Source organism: Yoonia sp. SWMV100 (assembly GCF_056108365.1).
In genome coordinates this window covers 35500-58255 of the sequence record NZ_JBWBAQ010000008.1, presented here as the reverse complement: position 1 = coordinate 58255, position 22756 = coordinate 35500, and the positions used below count along the sequence as shown (strand labels likewise).

The following is a 22756-nucleotide window of genomic DNA, read 5'->3' as shown; positions in this document are numbered from 1 at the left end:
ATCAAAGGCCGGGTTTACCCGGCCTTTTTCTTTTCGTCTGCCAGCTTTTGCGCCAACTCGCGGGCAAGGTTAAATGCGCCCTGAATCTTGTCGCGCTCCTTGGACCAGTCGTTCAGCACGATGATTTTATTGTCCTTGATCCGCGCTTGGCCCTTCTGGGCATGCACAAATTCAACCAAGCCCTGTGGCGACGCAAACTTGTCGTTGTGGAACTGAATTGTCGCACCTTTCGGGCCCGCATCCAGTTTGGCAATCCCCGCACGTTTGCACATCGCCTTGATCCGCACCACCAACATCAGCGTGTTCACCTCACGCGGCAGTGTGCCAAACCGGTCGATCAGCTCGGCCGCAAACCCCTCTAATTCGACCTTGGTCGACAGCTCTGACAGGCGACGATAAAGCCCCAGCCGCACGTCCAGATCCGGCACATAGGATTCCGGGATCATCACTGGCACGCCCAGATTGATCTGCGGCGCCCATTGCCCATCGTCAATGATACCTTCAGCCGCGCCGGACCGGATCGCCGCGATCTGATCTTCCAACATCTGCTGATACAGCTCGTATCCTACTTCGCGCATTTGCCCCGACTGTTCCTCGCCTAGCAAATTGCCCGCGCCACGAATATCCAAATCCTGACTGGCCAACGTGAACCCCGCCCCAAGGCTGTCAATCGACCCCAGCACGCGCAAACGCTTTTGCGCGGCGTCTGTCAGCTTTTGCCGTGGTTTGGTGGTCAGGTAAGCATAAGCGCGGGTCTTGGACCGGCCCACGCGCCCACGAATTTGGTAGAGCTGCGACAGGCCAAACATATCGGCGCGCCAGACAATCATCGTGTTGGCGGTCGGAATATCAAGACCGGATTCAACAATTGTTGTCGCCAGCAACACATCATATTTGCCGTCATAAAACGCATTCATCCGGTCGTCCAATTCCCCCGCCGCCATCTGTCCGGTGGCCGAGATATACGTCACCTCTGGCATCTCTACCTTCAAGAATTCTTCCATTTCGGGCATATCCGAAATGCGTGGCACAACAATAAACGACTGCCCGCCGCGATAGTGTTCCCGCAGCAGCGCCTCGCGGACGGTGACCGTATCAAATTCGCTGACATAGGTGCGGATCGCCAGACGGTCGATCGGTGGCGTGCCAATGATGGACAGATCGCGCACGCCAGACAACGACAGTTGCAGCGTTCGCGGAATCGGTGTCGCTGTCAGCGTCAGCACATGCACATCGGTGCGCAGTTGCTTTAATCGTTCCTTATGCTGAACCCCGAATTTCTGTTCTTCATCAATCACTAACAAGCCAAGGTTTTTGAAACGCACACCCTTTGCCAGCAGCGCGTGGGTGCCTATGACGATATCCACTGTGCCCTTAGTAATCCCGTCGCGGGTCAGCGCGGCATCACGCGCTGACACAAACCGCGACAGCGGGCGCACATTGACGGGAAACCCGCGGAAGCGTTCGGCGAAGCTTTGATAATGCTGGCGCGCGAGCAACGTTGTGGGGGCAATAATCGCCACCTGCACGCCCGACATCGCCGCAACAAACGCCGCCCTGATTGCCACCTCGGTCTTGCCAAAACCGACGTCGCCACAAATCAGGCGATCCATCGGTTTGCCTGCGGCCAGGTCTTCCAACACATCCGCAATTGCCGCCAACTGGTCATCGGTTTCAACATAAGGAAACCGCGCAAGGAATTGATCCCAAATAACATCTGGCGGGTCCATCGCTGGTGCTGTGCGCAATTCGCGTTCTGCCGCAACGCGGATCAGCCGCTCTGCAATCTGGCGAATACGTTCTTTGAGTTTGGCTTTTTTGGCCTGCCAAGCGCCACCGCCCAATTTGTCCAACAGTCCCGTGTCATGGCCATATTTGGACAGAAGTTCGATATTCTCGACCGGCAGGTAAAGCTTTGATTGCTCTGCATATTCGAGCAGAATGCATTCGTGCGCTGCCCCCAGCGCGGTGACAACCTCCATGCCGATGAACCGTCCGACACCATGGTCAACATGGACCACCAGATCGCCGGGGGTCAGGCTGTTGGCTTCACTTAGAAAATTCTCGGCGCGGCGTTTGCGTTTGGTCTGGCGGATCAACCGGTCGCCCAGCACATCCTGTTCGGAAATCACCGTCATGCCCGGCGCTTCGAACCCGTGATCCAGTGGCCAAACCACCAAATGCACGCCGGATTTTCCGACCCTGCTGAAATCCTTGATCAGGATGGTTTCGTGAATGCCTTCGTCCGCGATCAACCCTTCAAGCCGTTCGCGCGCACCATCAGAATAGGATGCGATCACCACCGGACCATGCGAAGACCGGGCCTGAATGTGGTCAACTAAAGAACTGAAAAGGTTAATATTTTCCTGCTGGCGTTCGGGCGCAAAGTTGCGACCAATCCGCCCGCCTGCATCCACGACCCCCAACCCTGTGGCCTGTTTCAGCGGCGAAAATTGCAGCACACGCCGGTCGGCAACAGCCGCGTCCCATGCTGCATCATTCAGATACAACAGCTCGGGTTTTGCAGGCTTATAGACGCTGTCCATCCGGTTTTTTTGCGTCAGCGCGTGCATCCGGGTCCCGTACTGGTCCGCGATACTGTCCCAGCGGGCGACACGTGACGGGCCAATCTGATCGTCCAGCGTCACAGTTGCCCGTGGCAGATAATCAAACAGTGTTTCCAGATCGTCTTGGAAAAAACCAAGCCAGTGTTCGATTCCGGCATGTTTGCGGCCCGCGCTGACGGCCTCGTATAGCGGATCATCCGTCCCCGCCGCGCCAAAAGCAATGCGGTAGTTTTGCCGAAACCGGGTAATGGCCGCCTCGTCCAAGATCACCTCTGACACGGGCGCCAGTTCAATGTCGGTCAGCTTTTCGGTGGTACGTTGCGTGGCCGGATCAAACCGGCGCGCACCGTCCAGCACGTCACCAAACAAATCCAACCGGATCGGGCCGCTTTCCCCGGGCGGAAAGATGTCAATAATGCCACCACGCACGGCATAATCGCCGGGTTCCATCACTGTAGGGCTTTGCGTAAAACCCATACGAACTAAGAAGTTACGCAACGCTTCTTCGTCGATGCGGCTACCAACCCGGGCCTTGAACGCGGCCTCGCGCAGCAATGACCGCGCAGGCACGCGCTGGGTCACGGCAGCCAAAGATGTCAGCAGCACGAACTTTTCCGGCATCCCATGCACCAGCGCGGCAAGCGTTGCCATCCGCGCCGCCGATACGTCTGCATTGGGCGACACCCGGTCATAGGGCAAACAGTCCCAAGCCGGAAACACGAACACAGGCGTCCCGGGCGCAAAAAATGCAAGCGCGGACTGCATTTCAGCCAGTCGTTTGTCGTCGCGCGCGACGTGCATAACCGGCTGTCCCTTGGACAGTTCATTCAGAACAAGTTGGGCATCAAACCCCTCGGGGGCGCCGCAAACGGTGATATGGTTTTGATGTGACATGGCGATTGAACTACTCCGCACCGCGAGGGTGTCAACTGCTCAGTAACCGACAGGCAGCGAGAGATTGAAATACATACCGTACATGGCGGAAATAAAAACGGACACCATCCCGAGAATTTGCACGAAAAACCGCCAACGTAGCAAGGTGTGCGCCAACGCCACGCCCTGCGGCTGATCGGCCACGAACCGCTGCGCCAAACGGATGTTGAAAATACCAACGATGGTCATTGGGAACGCCAGAAAAAACACCCCTTTGGCGATTTCCGACCCGTAATAAAACGCGATCATCGCATTCGCGCTCAGGGCGAATGAAACCAGTCCCATCAAAGCCACCCCACCCACAGTGGTCAGATGTTGGATGCGCCGGGCGCTGATCCGCACCCACTGGTCTAAATCTTGCTCGGCGGCTATTTCTTGTCGTCGGGCGCGCAAAACCATGTCAAACGGCACCCCCACAATCCAATAGCTTGCGATCGCCCAGGTGATGCCCACGACGAACCAGTACCAGATGTTCGAAAATGTGTTCAGACTGATGATTTGAAACAGAGTTTGGTGCAGGCTCAACGGTAACATTCCGTGGATAAGAATTATTCTTCCAGACCTTAGCGACCTGAATGTGCAATGCCCAGCCTTGTGATGCCCTAAAATCCATGGTTTGAAGAATGGGTATTTTGAAAGGCGCTACCATGACACCGACCGTTGCCCCCTTTCCGGCCACACGCCTGCGCCGGACACGTCAAACGCCCAGTTTGCGTGCGCTGACCCGTCAGAACACTTTGACGGTGGATGACCTGATCTGGCCGGTTTTTGTCATGGCTGGCACGGATGATGAAACACCGATAGCATCAATGCCGGGCGTCACCCGCAAAACCGTGGACCGGATCGCCAAAGCCGCAATCGAAGCGCAAAGCCTTGGTATCCCTGCGATTTGTATCTTCCCTTACACTGGCATGGCAGAGCGGACCGAAGATTGCGCCATGGCATGGGACCCCGACAACCTGACGAACCAAGCCATCCGCGCCATCAAAGACGCCGCCCCCGATATTGCCGTCATGACCGACATCGCGCTTGATCCCTATAACATCAATGGTCACGATGGGTTTGTTGAAAACGGCGAAATTGTGAACGACCGCACCGTCGCGGCGCTGGTGAAGATGGCGCTCGCGCAGGCCGCGGCCGGCGCTGATATCTTGGGCCCCTCTGATATGATGGACGGGCGGATCGGGGCAATCCGCACCGCGCTCGAGGCAGAAAAATACGTCAACGTCAGCATCCTGAGTTACGCGGCCAAATATGCGTCGGCGTTTTACGGGCCGTTCCGCGACGCGGTTGGGGCTTCTGCCGCGCTCACAGGTGACAAAAAAACCTATCAAATGGACCCGGGCAACAGCGACGAAGCGCTGCGCCTTGTTCAACGCGACCTGGCAGAGGGTGCCGATATGGTCATGGTCAAACCCGGCATGCCCTATCTGGACATCTGTCGACGAGTCAAAGACACCTTTGGCGCGCCGACATTTGCCTATCAGGTCTCTGGGGAATACGCGATGTTGCAGGCAGCCGCCCAAAACGGGTGGCTCGACGGTGACAAGGTCATGATGGAAAGCCTCCTTGCGTTTAAACGCGCGGGCTGCGACGGCATCTTGACCTATTTTGCACCAGCCGCTGCACGGATATTGGCACAGTAGAAACCGTTATGCGCCCTGCGATCCGTGCCAACGATCCCGTTGGCGCGCATGAAATTGTGTGCGCGACGATTAACGTGACCACTGCGGCGCAGTGGATCAGTGCCGCCTGATCGGTCAGGTCACCTGACCGGCGCTGTGCTGTCACGCTGGGACTGATCTGTATCAATTGCCGATATTTATAAATTTATACGGTCGCTGTCATGAGATTGCATCACTTCGCCCATACCTCGGTATCCGTATGGGCAAAGCAATATGGATCAAGTGAGGTAATGACAATGTATATACTCAGCCGCTTCGGACCCAAAGCAGTCTCTGTTCCAAAGATGTTTGCACACGAAAAATTGCGGCTTCGCGCATACCCGTCACAACGATCAAGGGACCGCTGGGACCCGTTTTCCAATCAGCAACGCAACCGCGTGACGTCGTGCCGAACGTTGTTTCTGTCTGACCTGCATCTTGGCGCCATCGGTGCGCGGGCAGATTTGGTGCTTGAATTGCTCCAGTCGACGCGCGCGGATACTTATGTGTTGGTTGGTGATATCTTGGACCTTTGGCAACCGGGACCGGTCCAATGGGGTGCAGATGAACACGCAGTTATCGACCATTTGCGCACCCGTTTTCACGAAGGCGCAAAGGTGGTGTATGTTACGGGCAATCATGACCCCGACGCGCAGGTGATTGCGGCAACTGGCCTGTTTCCGTTTCCCGCAGTCAAACAATTCCATCACAAAGCCGCTGATGGTTCGCTATATCTGGTCGTTCACGGCGACGAAGCCGACAGTCGCATCGGGCGGTCACAGATGTTGACACGCATGGGCAGTTGGACAGACCGGTATCTGCGGTTGCTGAATAAACGCCTGCGACAGTCGGACAATGGCAAACGCACCCCAATCGAAACGCTGATGGCGGTGTCGAATTGGGCGCTGCACGCGCACCGGCTGCACGAGGTGAAACTGGTCAATCAGGCAAAGCACGCTGGATACGATGGCGTGATTTGCGGCCATTACCACCGCGCGGCGCTGCATAACCGGCACGGGTTAACCTACGCCAATTGTGGCGATTGGGTTGATAGTTTTACGGCGCTATCAGAAAGTTATTCAGGTCAATTAGGTCTGGTTGGGGGACGCGCGTTTTACGCAACTTCAGCAGTCGGCGAAGATGTCGCAGATTACGTAATGGAAGGATAAACACGATGATCGTCATTCTCTTGTTCTTGGTGTCGATTGTTTTGCTGGCGGCGCAGTATGTGACGACCGGCCTTTTCCTATCGCGGCTTTACAAACGCCCCGCACAGCCAACCACCATAGGCCAGCCGCGGATCAGTCTTGTGCGCCCCGTTTGCGGCCTTGACCAATTCGACGCCGAAACCTTGGCCAGTTCGTTCGCGCAAAATTATCCAGATTACGAGATTATCTTTTGCGCGCCCACAGAAGGTGATGCCGCGGTGCCGGTTGTGCGTGGCCTGATTGCACAAAATCCCGGTGTGCGCGCAAAGCTGCTGATCGGCCTTGATCACATCACCGGCAACCCGAAGCTTAATAATATCTGGAAAGGCTGGCACGCCGCCGATGCCGACTGGATTTGTCTGTCTGACAGCAACCTGCTGTTGCCCCCCGATTATCTTAGTCAATTGGTGGCCGCATGGACGCCACAGACTGGCCTCGTTTCAAGCCCGCCCACGGGAATCCGGCCCAAAGGCTTTGGCGGTCATTTGGAATGCGCGTTTCTGAATAGCAATCAGGCGCGCCTACAGTTCGCGTCCGACAGTGTTGGTCACGGTTATGCGCAAGGGAAAACGCTTTTTTGGAACCGCGCCATGCTGGAAAATGCCGGTGGTGTGCAGGCGTTGGGCCGCCACCTTGCCGAAGACGTCACATCAACAAAAATTGTGCGTGGGCTGGGCAAAAGCGTGCAGCTCACCCGGCTGCCGTTCGCGCAACCGATCGGACAGCGCAGTATTGCGCAGGTCTGGGACCGGCAGATGCGCTGGAGCCGGGTGCGGCGCGATGGTTTCCCGTTGATTTTTGGGGTCGAATTCATCAATGGCGCGGTCTTTGCATCGGTTCTTTTTGCGATGGCTGCCGGACTGATCGGGTTGGCACCTTTTTGGACACTGGCGTTTTTAATACTTTGGTATGTGCCTGAAATGGTTCTGATGCGCCTTGCAGGCTGGCCGTTTGGGGGCATGGCAATTGCGGCTCTTCCGCTACGGGATCTGATGATGCCCGCAATTTGGGTTGGTACATTCGCCAAGCGCGGGATCGCGTGGCGCGGCACCACGATGGCTGTGCCGGAATGACAGGATCTTTCGACATCACCGCGCTGATTACATCCTTCGGGCTTTTGATCCTTGCACCCATCGCCATCGTGGAAGGGCCGATTGTCACTGTCATTGCTGCATGGTTGGCAAGCCAAGGGTTATTGAGCCTGCCAAGCGTATTTGTCGTTGTTGTTCTTGCCGATTTAGCGGGGGACGGCCTGCTTTATGGTGTGGGGCGCGGGGTTTTGGGGCGCATATCGCCGCGTTGGCGCATCAGGATGGGTCTTTTGCCAGATAAAATGGCGATCCTGTTGGATATCTTTCACAATCGCGGCGGGCGTGTTCTGTTGGCTGCCAAGTGGACACATGCCGCTGGTCTTCCTGTTCTTGTGGCAGCTGGTGCGGCAAGAATGTCGTTTTGGCGTTTTTTGCAATTCAACCTAATCGGCACGATCCCTAAAACGCTGGTTTTACTTGCCATTGGCTATGCCTTTGGCAGCGCACATGAAACGATTGCCGACTGGATTTCAACAGGCGGCGTTGTTCTTGTCGGTGTTGCGGGGCTTGCGGGTTTGATCTGGTTTTCGTGGCGCAAACGGAGCATGTCACCGTGACACATCCAACATTCACCTGCGTGATACCAGCCTATAACGAAGCACCCCGGATCGGGTATGTGTTGGGCGCGGTGGTGGGCCATCCGGATGTCCAGCAGATCATTGTCATTGACGACGGGTCGACGGATGGGACCGCCGCAGTCGCGCAGAACTTTGACGTCACCGTTTTGCGGACAGCGGGCAATTTGGGCAAAACAGGCGCATTGGGCTTCGGACTTCGCGGTATTACCACCAGTCACGTCTTGCTGCTGGATGCCGATTTGACGGGGCTGACACCAGACGATGTTTCTGCCCTTATCGCGCCGGTCATGATCGGCAAAGCAATCGCGTCGATCTCACTGCGCGGCAATTCACCGTGGGTGTGGCGTGCCATCGGATTGGACTATATCTCGGGGGAACGTGCGCTACCTTACGACATGTTGGTGCCGCATATGTCTGCATTCGACACCTTGCCAAAGTTCGGCTTTGAAGTGTTTCTTAACCGGCTCTTGCTTGGTGCGACGCACCGTATCGCGGTCGTCAAACTGCCCAAAGTGGCCAGCCCGTCAAAGGCCGCAAAACAGGGGATCTGGCACGGCACAAAATCGGATGTGCTGATGATGCGGGATATTTTTCGGACGGTTTCGATCCGCGAGGCAACATCCCAAATATCCAAGTTGCGAAACCGCAGGGTCCCCTGATGACACCCGCGTTGCCCAACGAACAGTGATCGCCCCGACCTGCCCCAATTCGGGTGACTTTGCAGATCAAACGGGACATTGATCCGCCAGCGTGCGCTGCACCGCCGATACGCAACCTTGTGCGTGACAGGGTCGCGTTCGACGCCTATAGTTGCGCCCATAAGAGGCGACAAAGCCTCAGCACAGGCAAATAAGGCGGACCTAAGATGAGCAGATACACACGGCGCAGCTTTACCCTTGGCGCATTGGCAACATCCACACTCGCGGCATGTAGTAACGGGATTGGCAGCAATGGCGCGGCAACAATTGACGCGCGGGTTGATACGACCCTTAACGCAATGTATGCGCGTTTTCCCGGCACACAAGATTTGGCCAGCCGGTCATCGGGTATGTTGGTAATGCCATTGATTACCGAAGTCGGCCTGGGGCTTGGTGGGTCGTTCGGGCGTGGTGCGCTGCGCATTGGGCCGTCAACGGTCGACTATTACGCGATGGCATCTGGTAGCGCGGGCCTGCAAATCGGCGCACAGCAGTTCAGCCACGTCCTGTTTTTCATGACCCAAGAGGCACTGATGGAGTTCCGCCAGTCACCCGGATGGGCCGCAGGTGCGGATATCGAATACGCCATCAACGATCAAAGCGATATGCTGCGGGCCGAAACAACAACATCGATGTCACCCGTGATTGCCGTTGTGTTTGCCCAGACAGGTCTGCGGCTGGGCGCCACACTTGAAGGTGCAAAATACACCCGCGTCATTCCCTGATGGTGTCTGGATTTACCTGCTTACGGGCAAATCCAATTTCCGAAGCAAGACGCGTGCGATCCGCCTCGCCGGCAATAGCGTCATTGGCAATGTGCAGCGCGTCTTGCAAAAATGTGGTCACGGCGGTGACCATTTCAGGATGGGCGTGCCGCGCGATGCCGCGCAGGCGTTTTTGTAGAATGATCTGGACCTCTGCCAAATGTGCCCCGTCGCGGGCGATCGCCGCAAATGCATCCGAAATCAAATCATCAGCCGTCAACGCAGGCGTCCAGATGTGGGTGTAATCTGCGCCCGCGTGGTGTTCATTGTCAGGCGTGAATTCTTCGAGTAACCGTGCCAAACGACCGATCACATCAATCGCCGTGCCAGCGTCATTAATGCCGGGAGACAAGGCTTTTGATCCCATTTCGCTTAGCATGATCAGGCAGAACCTCGCATCGTGGTCGGGGCTGCGCGACGGACCGATGGTAACCCATTGCAGCGTCTGGTTCGCCAGCAACGGATCGCCGCCGGCAATGTGACCGATCACATCACCCTGGTGCACAAAGCGACCAATCGGCGCGATAAAATAGATTTGCGCGTGCCCCGAGGCCGCAACATTTTCAATCTTTTCGAACAAAATTTCACGGATATATCCTGTGGACGGCGCCAGAAGATTGCGCGCATCAACCGGAATAACAGTGTTCGCGGTCAGCGCCTGACATCCGTGACATGGGCGCTGCGCCCGTTGTTGCAACACGCGCGCAGCGGCGGCTTCGATCGTTTCTGCTGTCTGCGACAGGCTTCCCCACGTCTGAAGATGTGCGATCCATCTTAAAATCATCGCAACAATCAGCGCGATAACCAACAGCGTCATGCCAAATAAAACAACGACCTCCGCCTCGCCAAAAAACGGGGTCGACAGCAATATCAACGACGTAAGCGCAAAGATATAGGCCCCGATGAAGGTCGCCAGCACTGTCTGTGTCGGCGTGTCGCGCAGCAACATCAGATGGGCGCGTGGTGTCCACTGGCTGGACACCGACCGGTGAATAGCCACCATGACGCTTAGTGAAAATGTGGTCACCGCCAACATCGCATTCGCGATGATCGTCAGCAGACTTGTGACAGAGTCAGCACCCACAACTTGCGCAAACCCGTCGGGAATGAAGGGGCCAAGAAACTTGGCCATTCCGACCGCCAGCAGCCCAAGCCCTGAAATCAGCGTTACCCGCGTCCAAAGGTTGCGCGATGCCGCCCGCAAGCGCCGCCCAAGAGTGACAAGCGTTACGGGAAGTTTGTTCAGTCTTTGCATGCAGTGTATCCTGTATCGGCGCTAGATTGTCGTCCCGTTTGGGTGCAGACTTTGTGACATGACCTAGCACAGAAAAGATAGATGACTAGAACCCCCACGACAGATTGCCCGATATTGATTTTAGCCGCCGGTCAGTCATCGCGGATGCGCGGACGCGACAAATTATTTGAGACCGTGAACGATTTGCCGCTGTTGCGTCTTCAGTGTCTGCGTGCGCTGGCCACAGGGGCCACTGTATTCGTGGCTTTACCTGCGTCAGATACGCTGCGCACCGCGTTGATACGTGACCTCGACGTGCAGATTTTAAGGGTGCAACACGCAGCACTTGGCCTTGGCGAAACCTTGCGTTCGTCAGTCCAGCAGTTGCCCGCATGTGATGCATTCATGGTCATTCCTGCCGATCTGGTCGACATGGCGGCGGCGGATATGGCAGCAGTGATGGGCGCGCGGCAATCCCACCCAGATCTTAAAATCTGGCAAGCGACCACAGGAAATGGCAAGCCCGGACACCCCGTCATCTTTGATGCCAGCCTGCGATCCGAATTCGCAAATCTGTCCGGCGACACTGGGGCACGCGGGATTGTCACACGTCATAGCGGTCACACCTGGCACGTGCCGCTAGGGCCGCAAGCCTTGCTTGATTTGGACACACCAGAAGAATGGGCGGCGTGGCGGTCAGCCACTACGACTTGAACAAGACCCGCGCTTCTTTGTTCTGAAGGGTTTTACGGGCCGCACGATATTGCTTTAGCCCTTCCATCGTCGCCAACTCTGGAAAGAGGCGGAACAATTCCTGGCGCTGTTCGTCGTCGACCCCGCGCAGCGAATAATCGCCGGGCTGGAATGTTTCGGTCCACATCCCGTTCGACAACACGATCTCGTGGTGTTCACACATAAAGTGAATGTAGGTGGTGTCTTTGGGGGCGCTGACCTTGATGCCATCAAGACGCGTCAAATCCTTTGCGTAGACCAAAACCTCTGCCTGCTCAAAATAGACCTGCGCCAGTTCAGACACCACAAGAACACGGTGGTAGGGGGACAATTCAATGTCGCGTTCTGGCAACCCCTGCCCCAAGGCGCCAGCGGGAATATAGATGGGACGAAGTTCGGGCGACGCTTTCAGATCAGCAGCAGACAGTGTTTTGTGCCCGACCCAACTGACGTGGCGAATACCATTATCGCGCGTCAACACGCGGTCACCAATCTTCAGTGTCTCGACGTTTTTTTCGCCCTTCGGGGTCGCGATTGCTGTGCCCGGCGTGAAACACGGCGACACCATCACACTTAACAATTGCCGCTGTGTGCAACCCCTAACGTGTGGCTTGGCGCTTATGTTTCGTTCCATGTCCATCTGCTTTTGTCACCAGCTATCGTTACTAAGATAAAAGATTACATATGTAAAATGCGTTGATACATTCACTTTTACCGTTCTGCAGTTACGACTGATTTTACCATTTCATACAAAAGCGCGAACTTTTTGTCTAAATCTGGGCAATTCGGTTCAGTGATAACGCAACTTACATAAGCTCTGATCAAGACGCGAATACAACCTATCCAATAGTAAGGTCTATCAATGGCTGACACGCCAAAAGGTGGTTTGATTTATGCTATAGCTGATGATGCAAAAATTCAACGCAGGTGGCGGCATCGTTTGCCAAACCTGACAGGGCGCCCTCGGACATCCGGGTCTTTCCCTTACAAATAACACACTTATACAGTGTCTCTTTGTGAATACTGGTGCCGATGGAGAGACTCGAACTCTCACGATGTTACCACCGGGGGATTTTGAATCCCCTGCGTCTACCATTCCGCCACATCGGCCAGTGCGCTTCTCCTAAACAGGAGAACGGACAACGTCAATCGCCCGTTTTCAATTTTTTAGAGTTAAAGTTGGGCTGCGGAAAACGTATCGCAATCTGTCAGATTTCCGCTGTCAAAGCCGCGCGCAAACCAGCGTTGGCGTTGTTCGCTTGTGCCGTGGGTGAATGTGTGCGGTTGCACCCGCTGACCGGCATTGCGTTGCAAGGTGTCGTCGCCAATTTGCCGTGCCGCGTTCATTGCCTCGGCGATGTCTCCGCGTTCGATGCTGCCAAATTTTTCTTCGGCCGCTTGCGCCCAAATACCGGAGTAACAATCTGCCTGCAGTTCGATCCGCACGGAAATCGCGTTGGATTCGGCCTCGGACACCCGCGACCGCAGTTGATTTGCTTGGCTTAAAATACCCAGTTCGTTTTGTACGTGGTGCGCAATTTCATGCGCAACCACATAGGCCGCTGCAAAGTCGCCTCCCGCACCAAGACGGTCTTCGAGGATCGTGAAAAATGCAGTATCCAGAAACGCCTTTTTCTCGGGCGGGCAATAAAACGGGCCGGATGCCGCATTTGCACCGCCACAGGCGGATTGCGTTTGGTCTTTGAATAACACCAACGTGGGCGGGACATAGCGCTGCCCGACCTGCGTGCGGAAAATATCTGTCCAGACTTCTTCTGTGTCAGCGAGGGTCACCGAAACGAATTGCGCTGCGCGTTCATCAGCGGGTGTGATCGTTGCAGTTTGTGCGGATCCCTGCCCTGTGCCATCCAAATTCACGAACTGGCTGACATCAACGCCGAAATACCAGCCAACCAATAGCACGACGACAGCGCCAACGCCGGTAATGCCACCTGCCCCACGGCCACCACTACTGCGCCGCCGATCTTCAATATTGCCGCTGCCGCGCCGCCCTTGCCATTTCATGATGTGATCTCCGTTTGGTTGCTCTATCTTACGCGCCCAATTTAAACGCACAAGCTTGACCCGCGCACGCAAGCGTGGCCTAACGCGGGAAAATACAGGAAGGTTCCGCAATGTTGCGTGCTCTTTATGCTTGGACACTGTCTTTGGCCCAATCGCGCTATGCGCTTTGGGCGCTTGCTGTCATTGCGTTTATGGAATCGTCGTTCTTTCCGATTCCGCCCGATGTCCTGATGATCCCGATGATCATTGCCCGCCCATCCCGCGCATTTTTGATTGCGTTTGTGGCGATGGTTGCCTCTGTCTTGGGGGCGATGTTGGGCTACTACATTGGTTATGGCCTGTTCGAGACAGTCGGCCGCCCGATCCTGGACTTCTACGGGAAAGCTGATTCTTTCGATGTATTTGCGTTGCAATACAACGAATGGGGGCCATTGGCCGTGTTGATCGCAGGCGTCACGCCGTTTCCGTTCAAGGTCATCACCATTGCATCCGGGGTCACGCAGCTGTCATTTCCGATTTTTGTAATTTTCGCGATTATCGCGCGCAGCTTGCGGTTCTTTTTGGTCGCGGCGCTGCTGTGGAAATTCGGCGCGCCGATCCGCGACTTCATCGAGCGCCGTTTGGGGCTGATGTTTATTCTTTTTTGCGTTCTTCTTGTCGGAGGATTCGCACTGGTGGGGCTTTTATGACACGAAATCTGATGATCCTATTGGCCGCTGGTGGTTCTGCTGCTTTGCTGGCTGGCGCATTTATCTTTCAGCTTGCTGGCTATCCCCCCTGCGCGATGTGCCTATGGCAACGCTGGCCGCATGTGATCGCCATTGTGATCGGCGTGTTGGCGTGGAAAATCCGTGGCCGGCTTTTGCCTGTGTTGGGGGCATTGGCCGCAGCCACGACAGGCGCGTTAGGCGTTTTCCATACCGGCGTGGAACGTGACTGGTGGGATGGCCCGACCAGTTGCACCGGAAACGGCAGCCTTGATGGGTTGGGTGGCGCCGATATGCTGTCAGTCGCAGGCCCAAAGGTCATCATGTGCGATCAGGTATCATGGGAGTTGTTCACCCTGTCTATGCCCAGCTGGAACGCCCTGCTTTCCTTTATTCTTGTCGGGTTCTGGATCTATGCGGTGGTCCTTAGCGGCGCGACGACAAAAGCAGGCTTGTCTCGCTCCGCGTGACACCGTCCAAGCGGCGGATCGCAAACAGCGCCTGGTCAAATTCTTCCAGCGTGGCAGTGCCGATTTCCGCGATCAAATCCCACGTACCGTTGGTGGAATGGACCATCTGAACCTGCGGCATTTGCGTCAGGCTGCGCATCGTCTTTTCGGCACCGCGACCCGCGATTTCTAACATCATCAGCCCGCGCACGGCATCAGGCCGCAAGTCAGACCGCGTCTGGACAGTAAAGCCCGCGATTTCACCACCCGCGACAAGCCGGTCCAGTCGCACGCGCACCGTACTGCGAGTCACCCCCAACAAGGCCGCCAGTTCAGAGAGCGACGCCCGCCCGTTCCGCCGCAATGCACCAATGAGCTGACCATCCAATTCGTCCATTACATACATCCAATCTGCGCAATTTGGTTCCATTTTGCACAAAATGCTGGCTATCACCACCCGCTGTTTTGGCCAATAGTCACAGGATGACACAAAAACACTGCATATTGATTGGGGCACCTGTGGACTGCGGAAAACGCCGTCGCGGGTGTCTCATGGGCCCCGACGCATACCGTACCGCTGGACTTTCTGAGGCGATTACCGCCCTTGGCCACACAGTCGAAGACATGGGCAACCTGTCCCCCGCACAGGTCGACGTGGCCGCACCGCGCAATCCGCTGGTGTACCAGCTTGCCGAAAATGTCGGTTGGACACAAACGCTCATGGCGGCTGCAATCGACGCCGCACCGCGGGGCATGCCGATCTTTTTGGGCGGGGATCACGCGCTGGCGGCGGGCACCGTTGCCGGGATGGCCGCGCATGCCCAGACGCAAAACCGCCCGTTCTTTGCGCTTTGGCTGGATGCGCACAGCGACATTCATACGCCTGACACCACCGATAGTGGCAATTTGCACGGGACGCCTGTGGGGTATGTGACCGGGCGCCCGGGCTTTGACGCCTATCCGCCCCTGCCCGTGCGCGTCGATCCGGCCAATATCTGTATGATCGGCCTGCGATCTGTCGATGCTGCCGAACATGCGGTACTGGATGACGGCGATGTCATGTGCGTCGACATGCGGCGCATCGACGAAGAAGGCATTCGCGCGCCATTGCAGATTTTTCTCAACAAGGTCGCGGCTGTGAATGGGATGCTGCATGTGTCGTTGGATGTGGATTTTCTGGATCCATCTGTTGCGCCCGCTGTAGGGACCACCGTTCCGGGTGGCGCCACTGTGCGCGAAGGCCATCTTGTCATGGAAATGCTGTCGGATTCAGAACTCGTGACGTCACTTGATCTGGTTGAACTCAATCCGTTTCTGGATGACCGCGGCCAAACGGCAAATCTGATGGTTGATTTGACGGCATCACTTTTGGGGCGTCGTGTGTTTGACCGCCCCACCCGGAGCTTTAAATGAGCATGAAAGCATCTGCGCGGGCCCTGGTGCCCTTTGTCAGCGTCGATAATATGATGCGGCTTGTGCATCATATTGGCATCGAACAATTTTTGGCCGACCTCGCGGCCGAGATCGAGACAGATTTTGCGCGCTGGGACCGGTTCGACAAAACGCCACGCGTCGGCAGCCATTCAGACGTCGGCGTGATTGAGCTGATGCCAACCTCGGATGGTACGTTTTACGGGTTCAAATACGTCAACGGCCACCCGAAAAACATGAAAGAAGGCCTGCAAACGGTAACCGCCTTTGGGGTGCTGTCCGATGTTTACACAGGGTATCCGGTGCTTTTTTCAGAAATGACCGTCCTAACGGCGTTGCGCACCGGTGCCATGTCGGCCGTTGCGACCAAGCATCTTGCGCGCAAGGATGCAAAAACCATGGCGATGATCGGAAACGGGGCGCAGTCCGAATTCCAGTGTCTCGCGATCAAGGCGGTCTGTGGCATCGAAAACATTCGGCTTTACGATATAGACCCCACCGCAACCGAAAAATGTGCGCGCAACCTTGCGGGGCTTGGGATACAGATCACCAAATGTGCATCACCCGAAGACGCAATCGAGGGTGCGGACGTCATCACTGTCGCCACCGCGGACAAAGAAGCCCAAACAATCCTGACCGACAACATGGTCGGCGCAGGCGTCCATATTAACGCGATTGGCGGCGACTGCCCCGGCAAAACCGAATTGCACCGCGATATCGTTGCGCGCGCGACCACCTTTGTCGAATATCCACCACAAACCCGGATCGAAGGCGAAATTCAGCAAATGCCTGCGGATCACCCGGTGACAGAATTGTGGCACGTGATGACGGGTCAGGCCGCAGGGCGGACGTCAGCAGCCGAGGTGACATTATTTGACGGCGTCGGGTTCGCAATCGAAGATTTCAGCGCCTTGCGGTATGTTCATACGCAGATCAAAGACACGCCGTATTACGTTGATATTGACCTGATCGCGGACCCCGACGACCCGCGTGACCTGTTTGGGATGATCAAGCGCGCGCGCTAGTCTAGATATTGCACCGAACGCGTCATCTATCAGATGGGCGATTGGTGGATCAAAGGCGGTACCATGCTTTTGCTGCTCAGCGCCATTAATGTGTTGGTCATCGTCATCATCCTGCGACAGATGCGCCGGGTGAAGTGACAATAGGTTTTCAGCCAGACCGCCCCAAATCTGCATCTTCCATTGCACCCTATATCAAGTGTCTGATAAGGTAGCGTGAGCAATATCTAGCAGTAAAAATAACAACAGGCGGTCCACGTGAACGATACTCCAGAAACCCCTGAGGATGATGACAAAAATGTGCCGGCACGCTATGTGTATGACGGCCCGCAAGTCACCATCGAACACGAACTGAAAACCAGCTATCTGGATTACGCAATGAGCGTGATCGTCAGCCGGGCAATCCCCGATCTGCGAGACGGGTTGAAACCGGTGCACCGCCGGATCATCTATTCGATGTATGAAAAGGGCATTACGGCCGATAAATCGTACCGTAAGTCCGCGAAATCCGTGGGCGACGTGATGGGGTCTTATCACCCGCACGGTGATAGCGCGATCTACGAGGCCCTTGTCCGTATGGCGCAAGGTTTTTCGATGTCGCTGCCACTGATTGATGGCCAAGGCAACTTTGGGTCCATGGACGGTGATGGCGCCGCCGCGATGCGGTACACGGAATCCCGTTTGGGCAAAGTCGCGAAATATATGACGGAAGACCTGTTGAAGGACACCGTCGATTTCATGGACAACTATGACGGCAAGGAACGTGAACCGTCGGTTCTGCCTGCCCGTTTCCCCAATATGCTGGTCAATGGTGCTGGCGGTATTGCTGTTGGTATGGCGACAAACATCCCGCCGCATAATCTGGGCGAAGTGATCGACGCCACGCTCGCGTTGATCGACAACCCCGATATGACCAGCGAAGAGATGATCGAGTACATACCTGCCCCCGATTTCCCGACAGGCGGTGTGATCCTTGGCCGCGCAGGCGCGCGCAAAGCCTACCTTGAAGGTCGTGGTTCGGTGATCGTGCGTGCCAAGACCCATATCGAAGAACTGCGCAAAGACCGCTATGCCGTTGTGATCGACGAGATCCCTTACCAGGTGAACAAGGCGACCATGATCGACCGGATCGCCGAAGCTGCGCGCGACAAACGCATCGAAGGTATCGCCCACGTGCAGGACGAATCCGACCGGAATGGCGTGCGCGTGGTGATCGAGATGAAGCGCGATTCCACCGCAGAGGTGGTTTTGAACCAGCTCTTCCGCTTTACGCCGATGCAAACCTATTTCGGCTGTAACATGCTCGCGCTGAATGGCGGTAAGCCCGAACAATTGACGCTGCGCGCCTTCCTTGTCGCCTTTGTCGATTTCCGTGAAGAGGTCGTGGCCCGCCGCACCGCGTTTGAATTGCGCAAAGCCCGCGAACGCGCCCATGTTCTGTGTGGTCTGGCCGTGGCCGTCACAAATATCGACGAAATCGTTGCCACCATCCGCTCTTCTGCGGATGCGGCGACGGCACGTGATCGGTTGATGACACGCAAATGGCAGGCCGCCAGTATCCTTGAATATATCAAACTGATCGACGATCCGACCCACACCGCCAATGACGATGGCACCTATAACCTGTCGGAAACCCAAGCCCGTGCGATCCTTGATTTGCGCCTACAGCGTTTGACGCAGCTTGGCGTCACCGAAGTCACCGACGAATTGCAAGAACTGGCCGGCAAGATCCGTGAATACCTTGAAATTCTGGGCTCGCGCGATCGGATCATGCAAATTATCCGCGATGAGCTGCACGAAGTCCGCAGCCTGTTCGCAGTCCCACGTCGGACCGAGATCGTCGATTGGGCGGCCGATATGGACGACGAAGACCTGATCGAGCGTGAAGACATGGTCGTGACGGTGACATCAGGCGGTTATATCAAACGGACCGCTCTTGCTGATTTCCGCGCGCAACGGCGCGGCGGCAAAGGTCTGTCGTCGATGGCGACCAAAGACGAAGACGTTGTTACAACGCTTTTTGTCGCCAATACCCACACCCAATTGCTGTTCTTCACAACGGATGGGATGGTTTATAAACTGAAAACATGGCGCTTGCCGCTTGGCAGCCGCACCGCCAAAGGCAAGGCGATTGTGAACATTCTGCCGATCGTGCCGGGCGTGTCGATTGCCGCCATTATGCCGGTTGATCGTCCCGAGGAAGAATGGGACGACCTGCAAGTCGTCTTTGCAACCTCTGCTGGAACTGTGCGCCGTAACAAGCTGTCAGACTTCACAAATGTGATGCGCAACGGCAAGATCGCGATGAAGTTCGAAGACGAACATGCGGACACGATCCTGATCAACGCCCGCATCGCATCCAATGATGACGATGTCATGTTGATCACTGATTCAGGCCGCGCGATCCGCTTTCCTGCCACCGATGTGCGTGTGTTTAACTCGCGGGCGTCTGTCGGGGTGCGCGGTATCCGTCTGCAAGGCGACGACAAGGTCGTGTCAATGTCGATCATCCGCCACTTCCGCGCCGAAGCCGAAGAACGCGCCGCATATCTGAAAATGCGCCGTGCAATGGCCGGTCTGGCCGATGACGCCGAAAACGACGACGACGAAGACACCGCACCCGGCGCAATCAGCCCAGAACGCTATGCTGAAATGTCGGCGGCCGAAAACCTGATCTTGACCATTACGGCGAAAGGGTCCGGTAAACTGTCGTCCAGCCACGATTACCCGATCCGCGGACGCGGTGGCATGGGTGTGGCCGCGATGGACAAGGCAATGCGCGGCGGGCCACTGGTGACATCGTTCCCCGTCGAAATGGCCGACCAGATCATGCTTGTCACCTCGACCGGACAGTCGATCAGGGTGCCGGTTGAAGGCATCTCGTTCCGGTCACGCGGCGCTGGTGGCGTGAAGGTGTTTGATACGGGCAAAGGTGAAACCGTCGTAAGCGTCGCTTGGATCGCAGATCAGGGCGATGAAGACGACAGCACAGCAGAACCAGCCGCCGAATAACACGCATACGCGTTTCAAATGAAAGCCCCGGGATCATCCCGGGGCTTTTCATTTTGCAGTCACCGCTCTACATCTCGGCCATGGAAAAAATACTCAATATCATCGGCGGCGGTATGGCCGGATCAGAGGCAGCATGGCAGGCCGCGAATGCGGGCGTTCAGGTTGTCATTCACGAAATGCGCCCCAAAGTCGAAACATTTGCCCATCGCACCGGAAATTTGGGTGAAATGGTCTGCTCTAACTCTTTTCGGTCGGATGATAGCGAACAAAATGCTGTGGGCCTGCTGCATTGGGAAATGCTGCAAGCAAACGGATTGATCATGCAGACCGCTTATAAACACCGCTTGCCCGCAGGTGGCGCGCTTGCGGTTGATCGCGACCCCTTTGCACAAAGCGTGACCGAGGCGCTGACAGCACATCCCAATATTACCGTATCTTACGATGAAATAACCGCCCTGCCGAAGGACGGCCAGTGGATCATCGCGACCGGCCCATTGACGTCGGGTGCGCTGGCGGCCGCGATCCAGGAAGAAACCAGCGCCGAGTCGCTTGCTTTTTTCGATGCGATTGCGCCGATCGTTTACCATGAAAGCGTCGATATGGACGTTGCTTGGATGCAGTCGCGTTATGACAAGGGTGAAACCGTCGCAGAGCAGACCGCATACCTCAACTGCCCGATGACCAAGGACCAGTATGAAGCCTTTATCGATGCGTTGCTGGCAGCCGAAAAAACAGAATTCAAAGAAGGCGAAACAGCAGGTTACTTCGATGGTTGTTTGCCGATCGAAGTGATGGCCGAACGTGGCCGCGAAACCCTGCGGTTCGGCCCGATGAAGCCCGTTGGCCTGACCAATGCCCATGACCCGCAAAACAAAGCCCATGCTGTCGTCCAGTTGCGACGCGACAACGCGTTGGGAACGCTTTACAATATCGTCGGCTTCCAAACAAAGATGAAGTATGGCGCGCAAAAGTCTGTTTTCAAAATGATTCCCGGGCTAGAGAATGCTGAATTTGCGCGGCTTGGCGGGATTCATCGTAATACGTTCATCAATTCCCCGACACTGTTGGACGCGCAGATGCGCCTGAAATCACGCCCGAATGTCCGTTTTGCGGGACAGATCACCGGCGTCGAAGGATACGTCGAATCCGCTGCAATGGGCCTGCTGGCGGGCCGTTTGGCCGTCGCGGAATTGACGGACAAAGTGTTACCCCCAGTGCCAAATACCACCGCCATGGGCGCGCTTGTCACGCACATCACCGGCGGCGCAGAGGCAAAGACATTTCAACCGATGAACGTCAATTTTGGTCTTTTTCCGCCGCTTGATGGGGTCAAGGGCGGGCGTCGCGGACGCAAGGACCGCTATAAGGCGTACACTGACCGCGCCAAAGCTGACTGGCAAAACTGGTTAGCACAATCGGCGAAATGATCACGCGCTTTGCCCCGTCACCCACGGGTCCGCTACATTTGGGGCATGCGTTTTCGGCTTTCACCGTATGGGAAATGGCGGCGACGCTGGGCGGCACAGCGTTGCTGAGGATTGAAGATACAGACAGCACCCGCGCCCGTGCATCCCACGAGGCCACGATTTACGAGGATCTGACATGGCTTGGGCTGCATTGGCCAACCCCGGTGCGGCGGCAATCAGAGCATAACGGCGACTACCAAACTGTTCTTTCAAAACTCGCGGCGAGAGACCTGATTTACCCATGCAGCTGCACCCGTGCCGACATTGCCGCCGCAGGTGCGCAAACTGGCGCTGAGGGCTTGGTTTATCCGGGCACCTGCCGCCACCGCGCGGTAACAGACGCAAGTGCCACGGACGCGCTGCGCCTGAATATTGATGCAGCACTGGCGCAAATTAACGCCCCGATGCGGTTCATTGATCAACATCTGTGGCATGATGTCGATCCGGATAGTCTGCGCCAGACCTTGGGGGACCCCGTATTGCGACGCAAAGACAGCGGCGATCCGGCCTATCATCTGGCGTGCACGCATGACGACATGCTGCAGAATATCACGCATGTGGTGCGCGGGATGGACCTTTGGGCGTTGACGCCGTTGCACGTCTTGATCCAGACCGTGATGGGCTGGCCAACCCCGTACTATCATCACCATGACCTGATTACCGATGCCGCGGGCAAAAGGCTTGCCAAAATCGACAGGTCCAAAGCGCTTGGCAAATATCGCGCCGAAGGGCTTTCGCCAAACGACATTCGCAGATTGGTCGGGCTTCCCGCAGCAATTAGCTAAGGATACGCCGGTGCGGGGTACGGTCTAGTCGGTCAATGGATCCTGTGTCACAATCTCGGCGCCGTCCTTCACATCGGTATAAAAGCAAGTGCGGCGGCCGGTATGACAGGCGGCACCCGTTTGCTTGACCGTCACCAACACGCAATCACGGTCGCAATCGATCTTGAAATCAACCAGTTCTTGGATATGGCCACTGGTTTCGCCCTTGATCCAGATTTCCTGTCGCGAACGCGACCAATAGGTCACGCGCCCCGTTTCCAAGGTTCGTGCGACGGCGTCCGCGTTCATCCATGCCATCATCAACACTTCGCCTGATGTGCTGTCTTGGGCAATCGCAGCGATCAGCCCCGCGTCGTTATATTTCAAACTTGCCGGATCAAATGTCATGGC

21 protein-coding genes and 1 tRNA gene are annotated in these 22756 nt (G+C 56.3%); 14 read left to right on the top strand and 8 right to left on the bottom strand.

Going from position 1 to position 22756, the window contains the following annotated elements:
• Positions 1-14 precede the first annotated feature (14 nt).
• Both mfd and ACXJGX_RS15705 read right to left on the bottom strand, forming a co-directional pair.
• A complete protein-coding gene (gene mfd, locus ACXJGX_RS15710) occupies positions 15-3461 on the bottom strand; it encodes a transcription-repair coupling factor (protein WP_474783391.1) in 3447 nt (1148 codons plus the stop codon).
• A 39-nt stretch (positions 3462-3500) separates the two neighbouring features.
• Positions 3501-4025, bottom strand: a complete 525-nt coding sequence (locus tag ACXJGX_RS15705; protein WP_474783389.1) for a hypothetical protein — start codon at positions 4023-4025, stop codon at positions 3501-3503.
• Positions 4026-4147: 122 nt separating this feature from the next.
• Here ACXJGX_RS15705 and hemB point away from each other — a divergent pair, with 122 nt between their 5' ends.
• From hemB to ACXJGX_RS15675, 6 genes are all read left to right on the top strand, one after another.
• On the top strand, positions 4148-5146 hold the full coding sequence (gene hemB, locus ACXJGX_RS15700) for a porphobilinogen synthase (protein ID WP_474783387.1): 999 nt from the start codon (positions 4148-4150) through the stop codon (positions 5144-5146).
• A gap of 269 nt (positions 5147-5415) precedes the next feature.
• The gene (locus ACXJGX_RS15695; RefSeq protein WP_474783385.1) at positions 5416-6333 is read left to right on the top strand and encodes a UDP-2,3-diacylglucosamine diphosphatase; all 918 of its coding nucleotides are present in this window, start codon (positions 5416-5418) and stop codon (positions 6331-6333) included.
• A 5-nt stretch (positions 6334-6338) separates the two neighbouring features.
• Positions 6339-7445 carry a ceramide glucosyltransferase gene (locus ACXJGX_RS15690; protein WP_474783383.1) on the top strand — a complete coding sequence of 369 codons (1107 nt, stop codon included), beginning with the start codon at positions 6339-6341 and terminating at the stop codon, positions 7443-7445.
• A complete protein-coding gene (locus tag ACXJGX_RS15685) occupies positions 7442-8020 on the top strand; it encodes a DedA family protein (protein ID WP_474783381.1) in 579 nt (192 codons plus the stop codon). Before ACXJGX_RS15690 ends, ACXJGX_RS15685 begins: the two co-directional genes overlap by 4 nt.
• Complete coding sequence (locus tag ACXJGX_RS15680) at positions 8017-8700, top strand: glycosyltransferase family 2 protein (protein ID WP_474783379.1); 684 nt, start codon at positions 8017-8019, stop codon at positions 8698-8700. The genes ACXJGX_RS15685 and ACXJGX_RS15680 overlap by 4 nt, the downstream gene beginning before the upstream one ends.
• A gap of 206 nt (positions 8701-8906) precedes the next feature.
• Entirely contained in the window at positions 8907-9464 is a 558-nt protein-coding gene (locus ACXJGX_RS15675; RefSeq protein WP_474783377.1) for a lipid-binding SYLF domain-containing protein, read from the top strand.
• Here ACXJGX_RS15675 and ACXJGX_RS15670 read toward each other — a convergent pair.
• Entirely contained in the window at positions 9454-10758 is a 1305-nt protein-coding gene (locus ACXJGX_RS15670; RefSeq protein WP_474783375.1) for a DUF2254 domain-containing protein, read from the bottom strand. The genes ACXJGX_RS15675 and ACXJGX_RS15670 overlap by 11 nt on opposite strands.
• A gap of 81 nt (positions 10759-10839) precedes the next feature.
• Between ACXJGX_RS15670 and ACXJGX_RS15665 the strand changes: the two genes are divergently transcribed.
• The gene (locus ACXJGX_RS15665; RefSeq protein ID WP_474783373.1) at positions 10840-11451 is read left to right on the top strand and encodes a nucleotidyltransferase family protein; all 612 of its coding nucleotides are present in this window, start codon (positions 10840-10842) and stop codon (positions 11449-11451) included.
• Here ACXJGX_RS15665 and ACXJGX_RS15660 read toward each other — a convergent pair.
• From ACXJGX_RS15660 to ypfJ, 3 genes are all read right to left on the bottom strand, one after another.
• Positions 11441-12037 (bottom strand): Hint domain-containing protein, encoded by a 597-nt coding sequence (locus ACXJGX_RS15660; protein WP_474783371.1) that lies wholly within the window; start codon positions 12035-12037, stop codon positions 11441-11443. The two genes, ACXJGX_RS15665 and ACXJGX_RS15660, sit on opposite strands and share 11 nt — an antisense overlap.
• Before the next feature lie 456 nt (positions 12038-12493).
• A tRNA-Leu gene (locus ACXJGX_RS15655) sits at positions 12494-12579 on the bottom strand.
• A gap of 63 nt (positions 12580-12642) precedes the next feature.
• Entirely contained in the window at positions 12643-13494 is an 852-nt protein-coding gene (gene ypfJ, locus ACXJGX_RS15650; RefSeq protein WP_474783369.1) for a KPN_02809 family neutral zinc metallopeptidase, read from the bottom strand.
• Between the two features lie 110 nt (positions 13495-13604).
• Between ypfJ and ACXJGX_RS15645 the strand changes: the two genes are divergently transcribed.
• Positions 13605-14183 carry a YqaA family protein gene (locus ACXJGX_RS15645; protein ID WP_474783367.1) on the top strand — a complete coding sequence of 193 codons (579 nt, stop codon included), beginning with the start codon at positions 13605-13607 and terminating at the stop codon, positions 14181-14183.
• The gene (locus ACXJGX_RS15640; protein WP_474783365.1) at positions 14180-14671 is read left to right on the top strand and encodes a disulfide bond formation protein B; all 492 of its coding nucleotides are present in this window, start codon (positions 14180-14182) and stop codon (positions 14669-14671) included. Before ACXJGX_RS15645 ends, ACXJGX_RS15640 begins: the two co-directional genes overlap by 4 nt.
• Here ACXJGX_RS15640 and ACXJGX_RS15635 read toward each other — a convergent pair.
• Positions 14628-15047: an Lrp/AsnC family transcriptional regulator gene (locus ACXJGX_RS15635; RefSeq protein WP_474783363.1), complete on the bottom strand. Its 420-nt coding sequence runs from the start codon at positions 15045-15047 to the stop codon at positions 14628-14630. The two genes, ACXJGX_RS15640 and ACXJGX_RS15635, sit on opposite strands and share 44 nt — an antisense overlap.
• Before the next feature lie 86 nt (positions 15048-15133).
• On the opposite strand from ACXJGX_RS15635, the gene rocF reads away from it, so the two are divergent.
• From rocF to gluQRS, 5 genes are all read left to right on the top strand, one after another.
• Positions 15134-16063 carry an arginase gene (gene rocF / locus ACXJGX_RS15630; protein ID WP_474783361.1) on the top strand — a complete coding sequence of 310 codons (930 nt, stop codon included), beginning with the start codon at positions 15134-15136 and terminating at the stop codon, positions 16061-16063.
• Positions 16060-17106, top strand: a complete 1047-nt coding sequence (locus tag ACXJGX_RS15625) for an ornithine cyclodeaminase (protein ID WP_474783359.1) — start codon at positions 16060-16062, stop codon at positions 17104-17106. Before rocF ends, ACXJGX_RS15625 begins: the two co-directional genes overlap by 4 nt.
• 255 nt (positions 17107-17361) lie before the next feature.
• Entirely contained in the window at positions 17362-20115 is a 2754-nt protein-coding gene (gene gyrA, locus ACXJGX_RS15620; protein ID WP_474783357.1) for a DNA gyrase subunit A, read from the top strand.
• 80 nt (positions 20116-20195) lie between these two features.
• Complete coding sequence (gene trmFO, locus ACXJGX_RS15615) at positions 20196-21542, top strand: methylenetetrahydrofolate--tRNA-(uracil(54)-C(5))-methyltransferase (FADH(2)-oxidizing) TrmFO (RefSeq protein ID WP_474783457.1); 1347 nt, start codon at positions 20196-20198, stop codon at positions 21540-21542.
• Positions 21539-22366 carry a tRNA glutamyl-Q(34) synthetase GluQRS gene (gene gluQRS, locus ACXJGX_RS15610; RefSeq protein ID WP_474783355.1) on the top strand — a complete coding sequence of 276 codons (828 nt, stop codon included), beginning with the start codon at positions 21539-21541 and terminating at the stop codon, positions 22364-22366. Before trmFO ends, gluQRS begins: the two co-directional genes overlap by 4 nt.
• A 24-nt stretch (positions 22367-22390) precedes the next feature.
• On the opposite strand, the gene hisI is transcribed toward gluQRS, so the two are convergent.
• A complete protein-coding gene (gene hisI / locus ACXJGX_RS15605; protein ID WP_474783353.1) occupies positions 22391-22753 on the bottom strand; it encodes a phosphoribosyl-AMP cyclohydrolase in 363 nt (120 codons plus the stop codon).
• Positions 22754-22756: the final 3 nt, after the last annotated feature.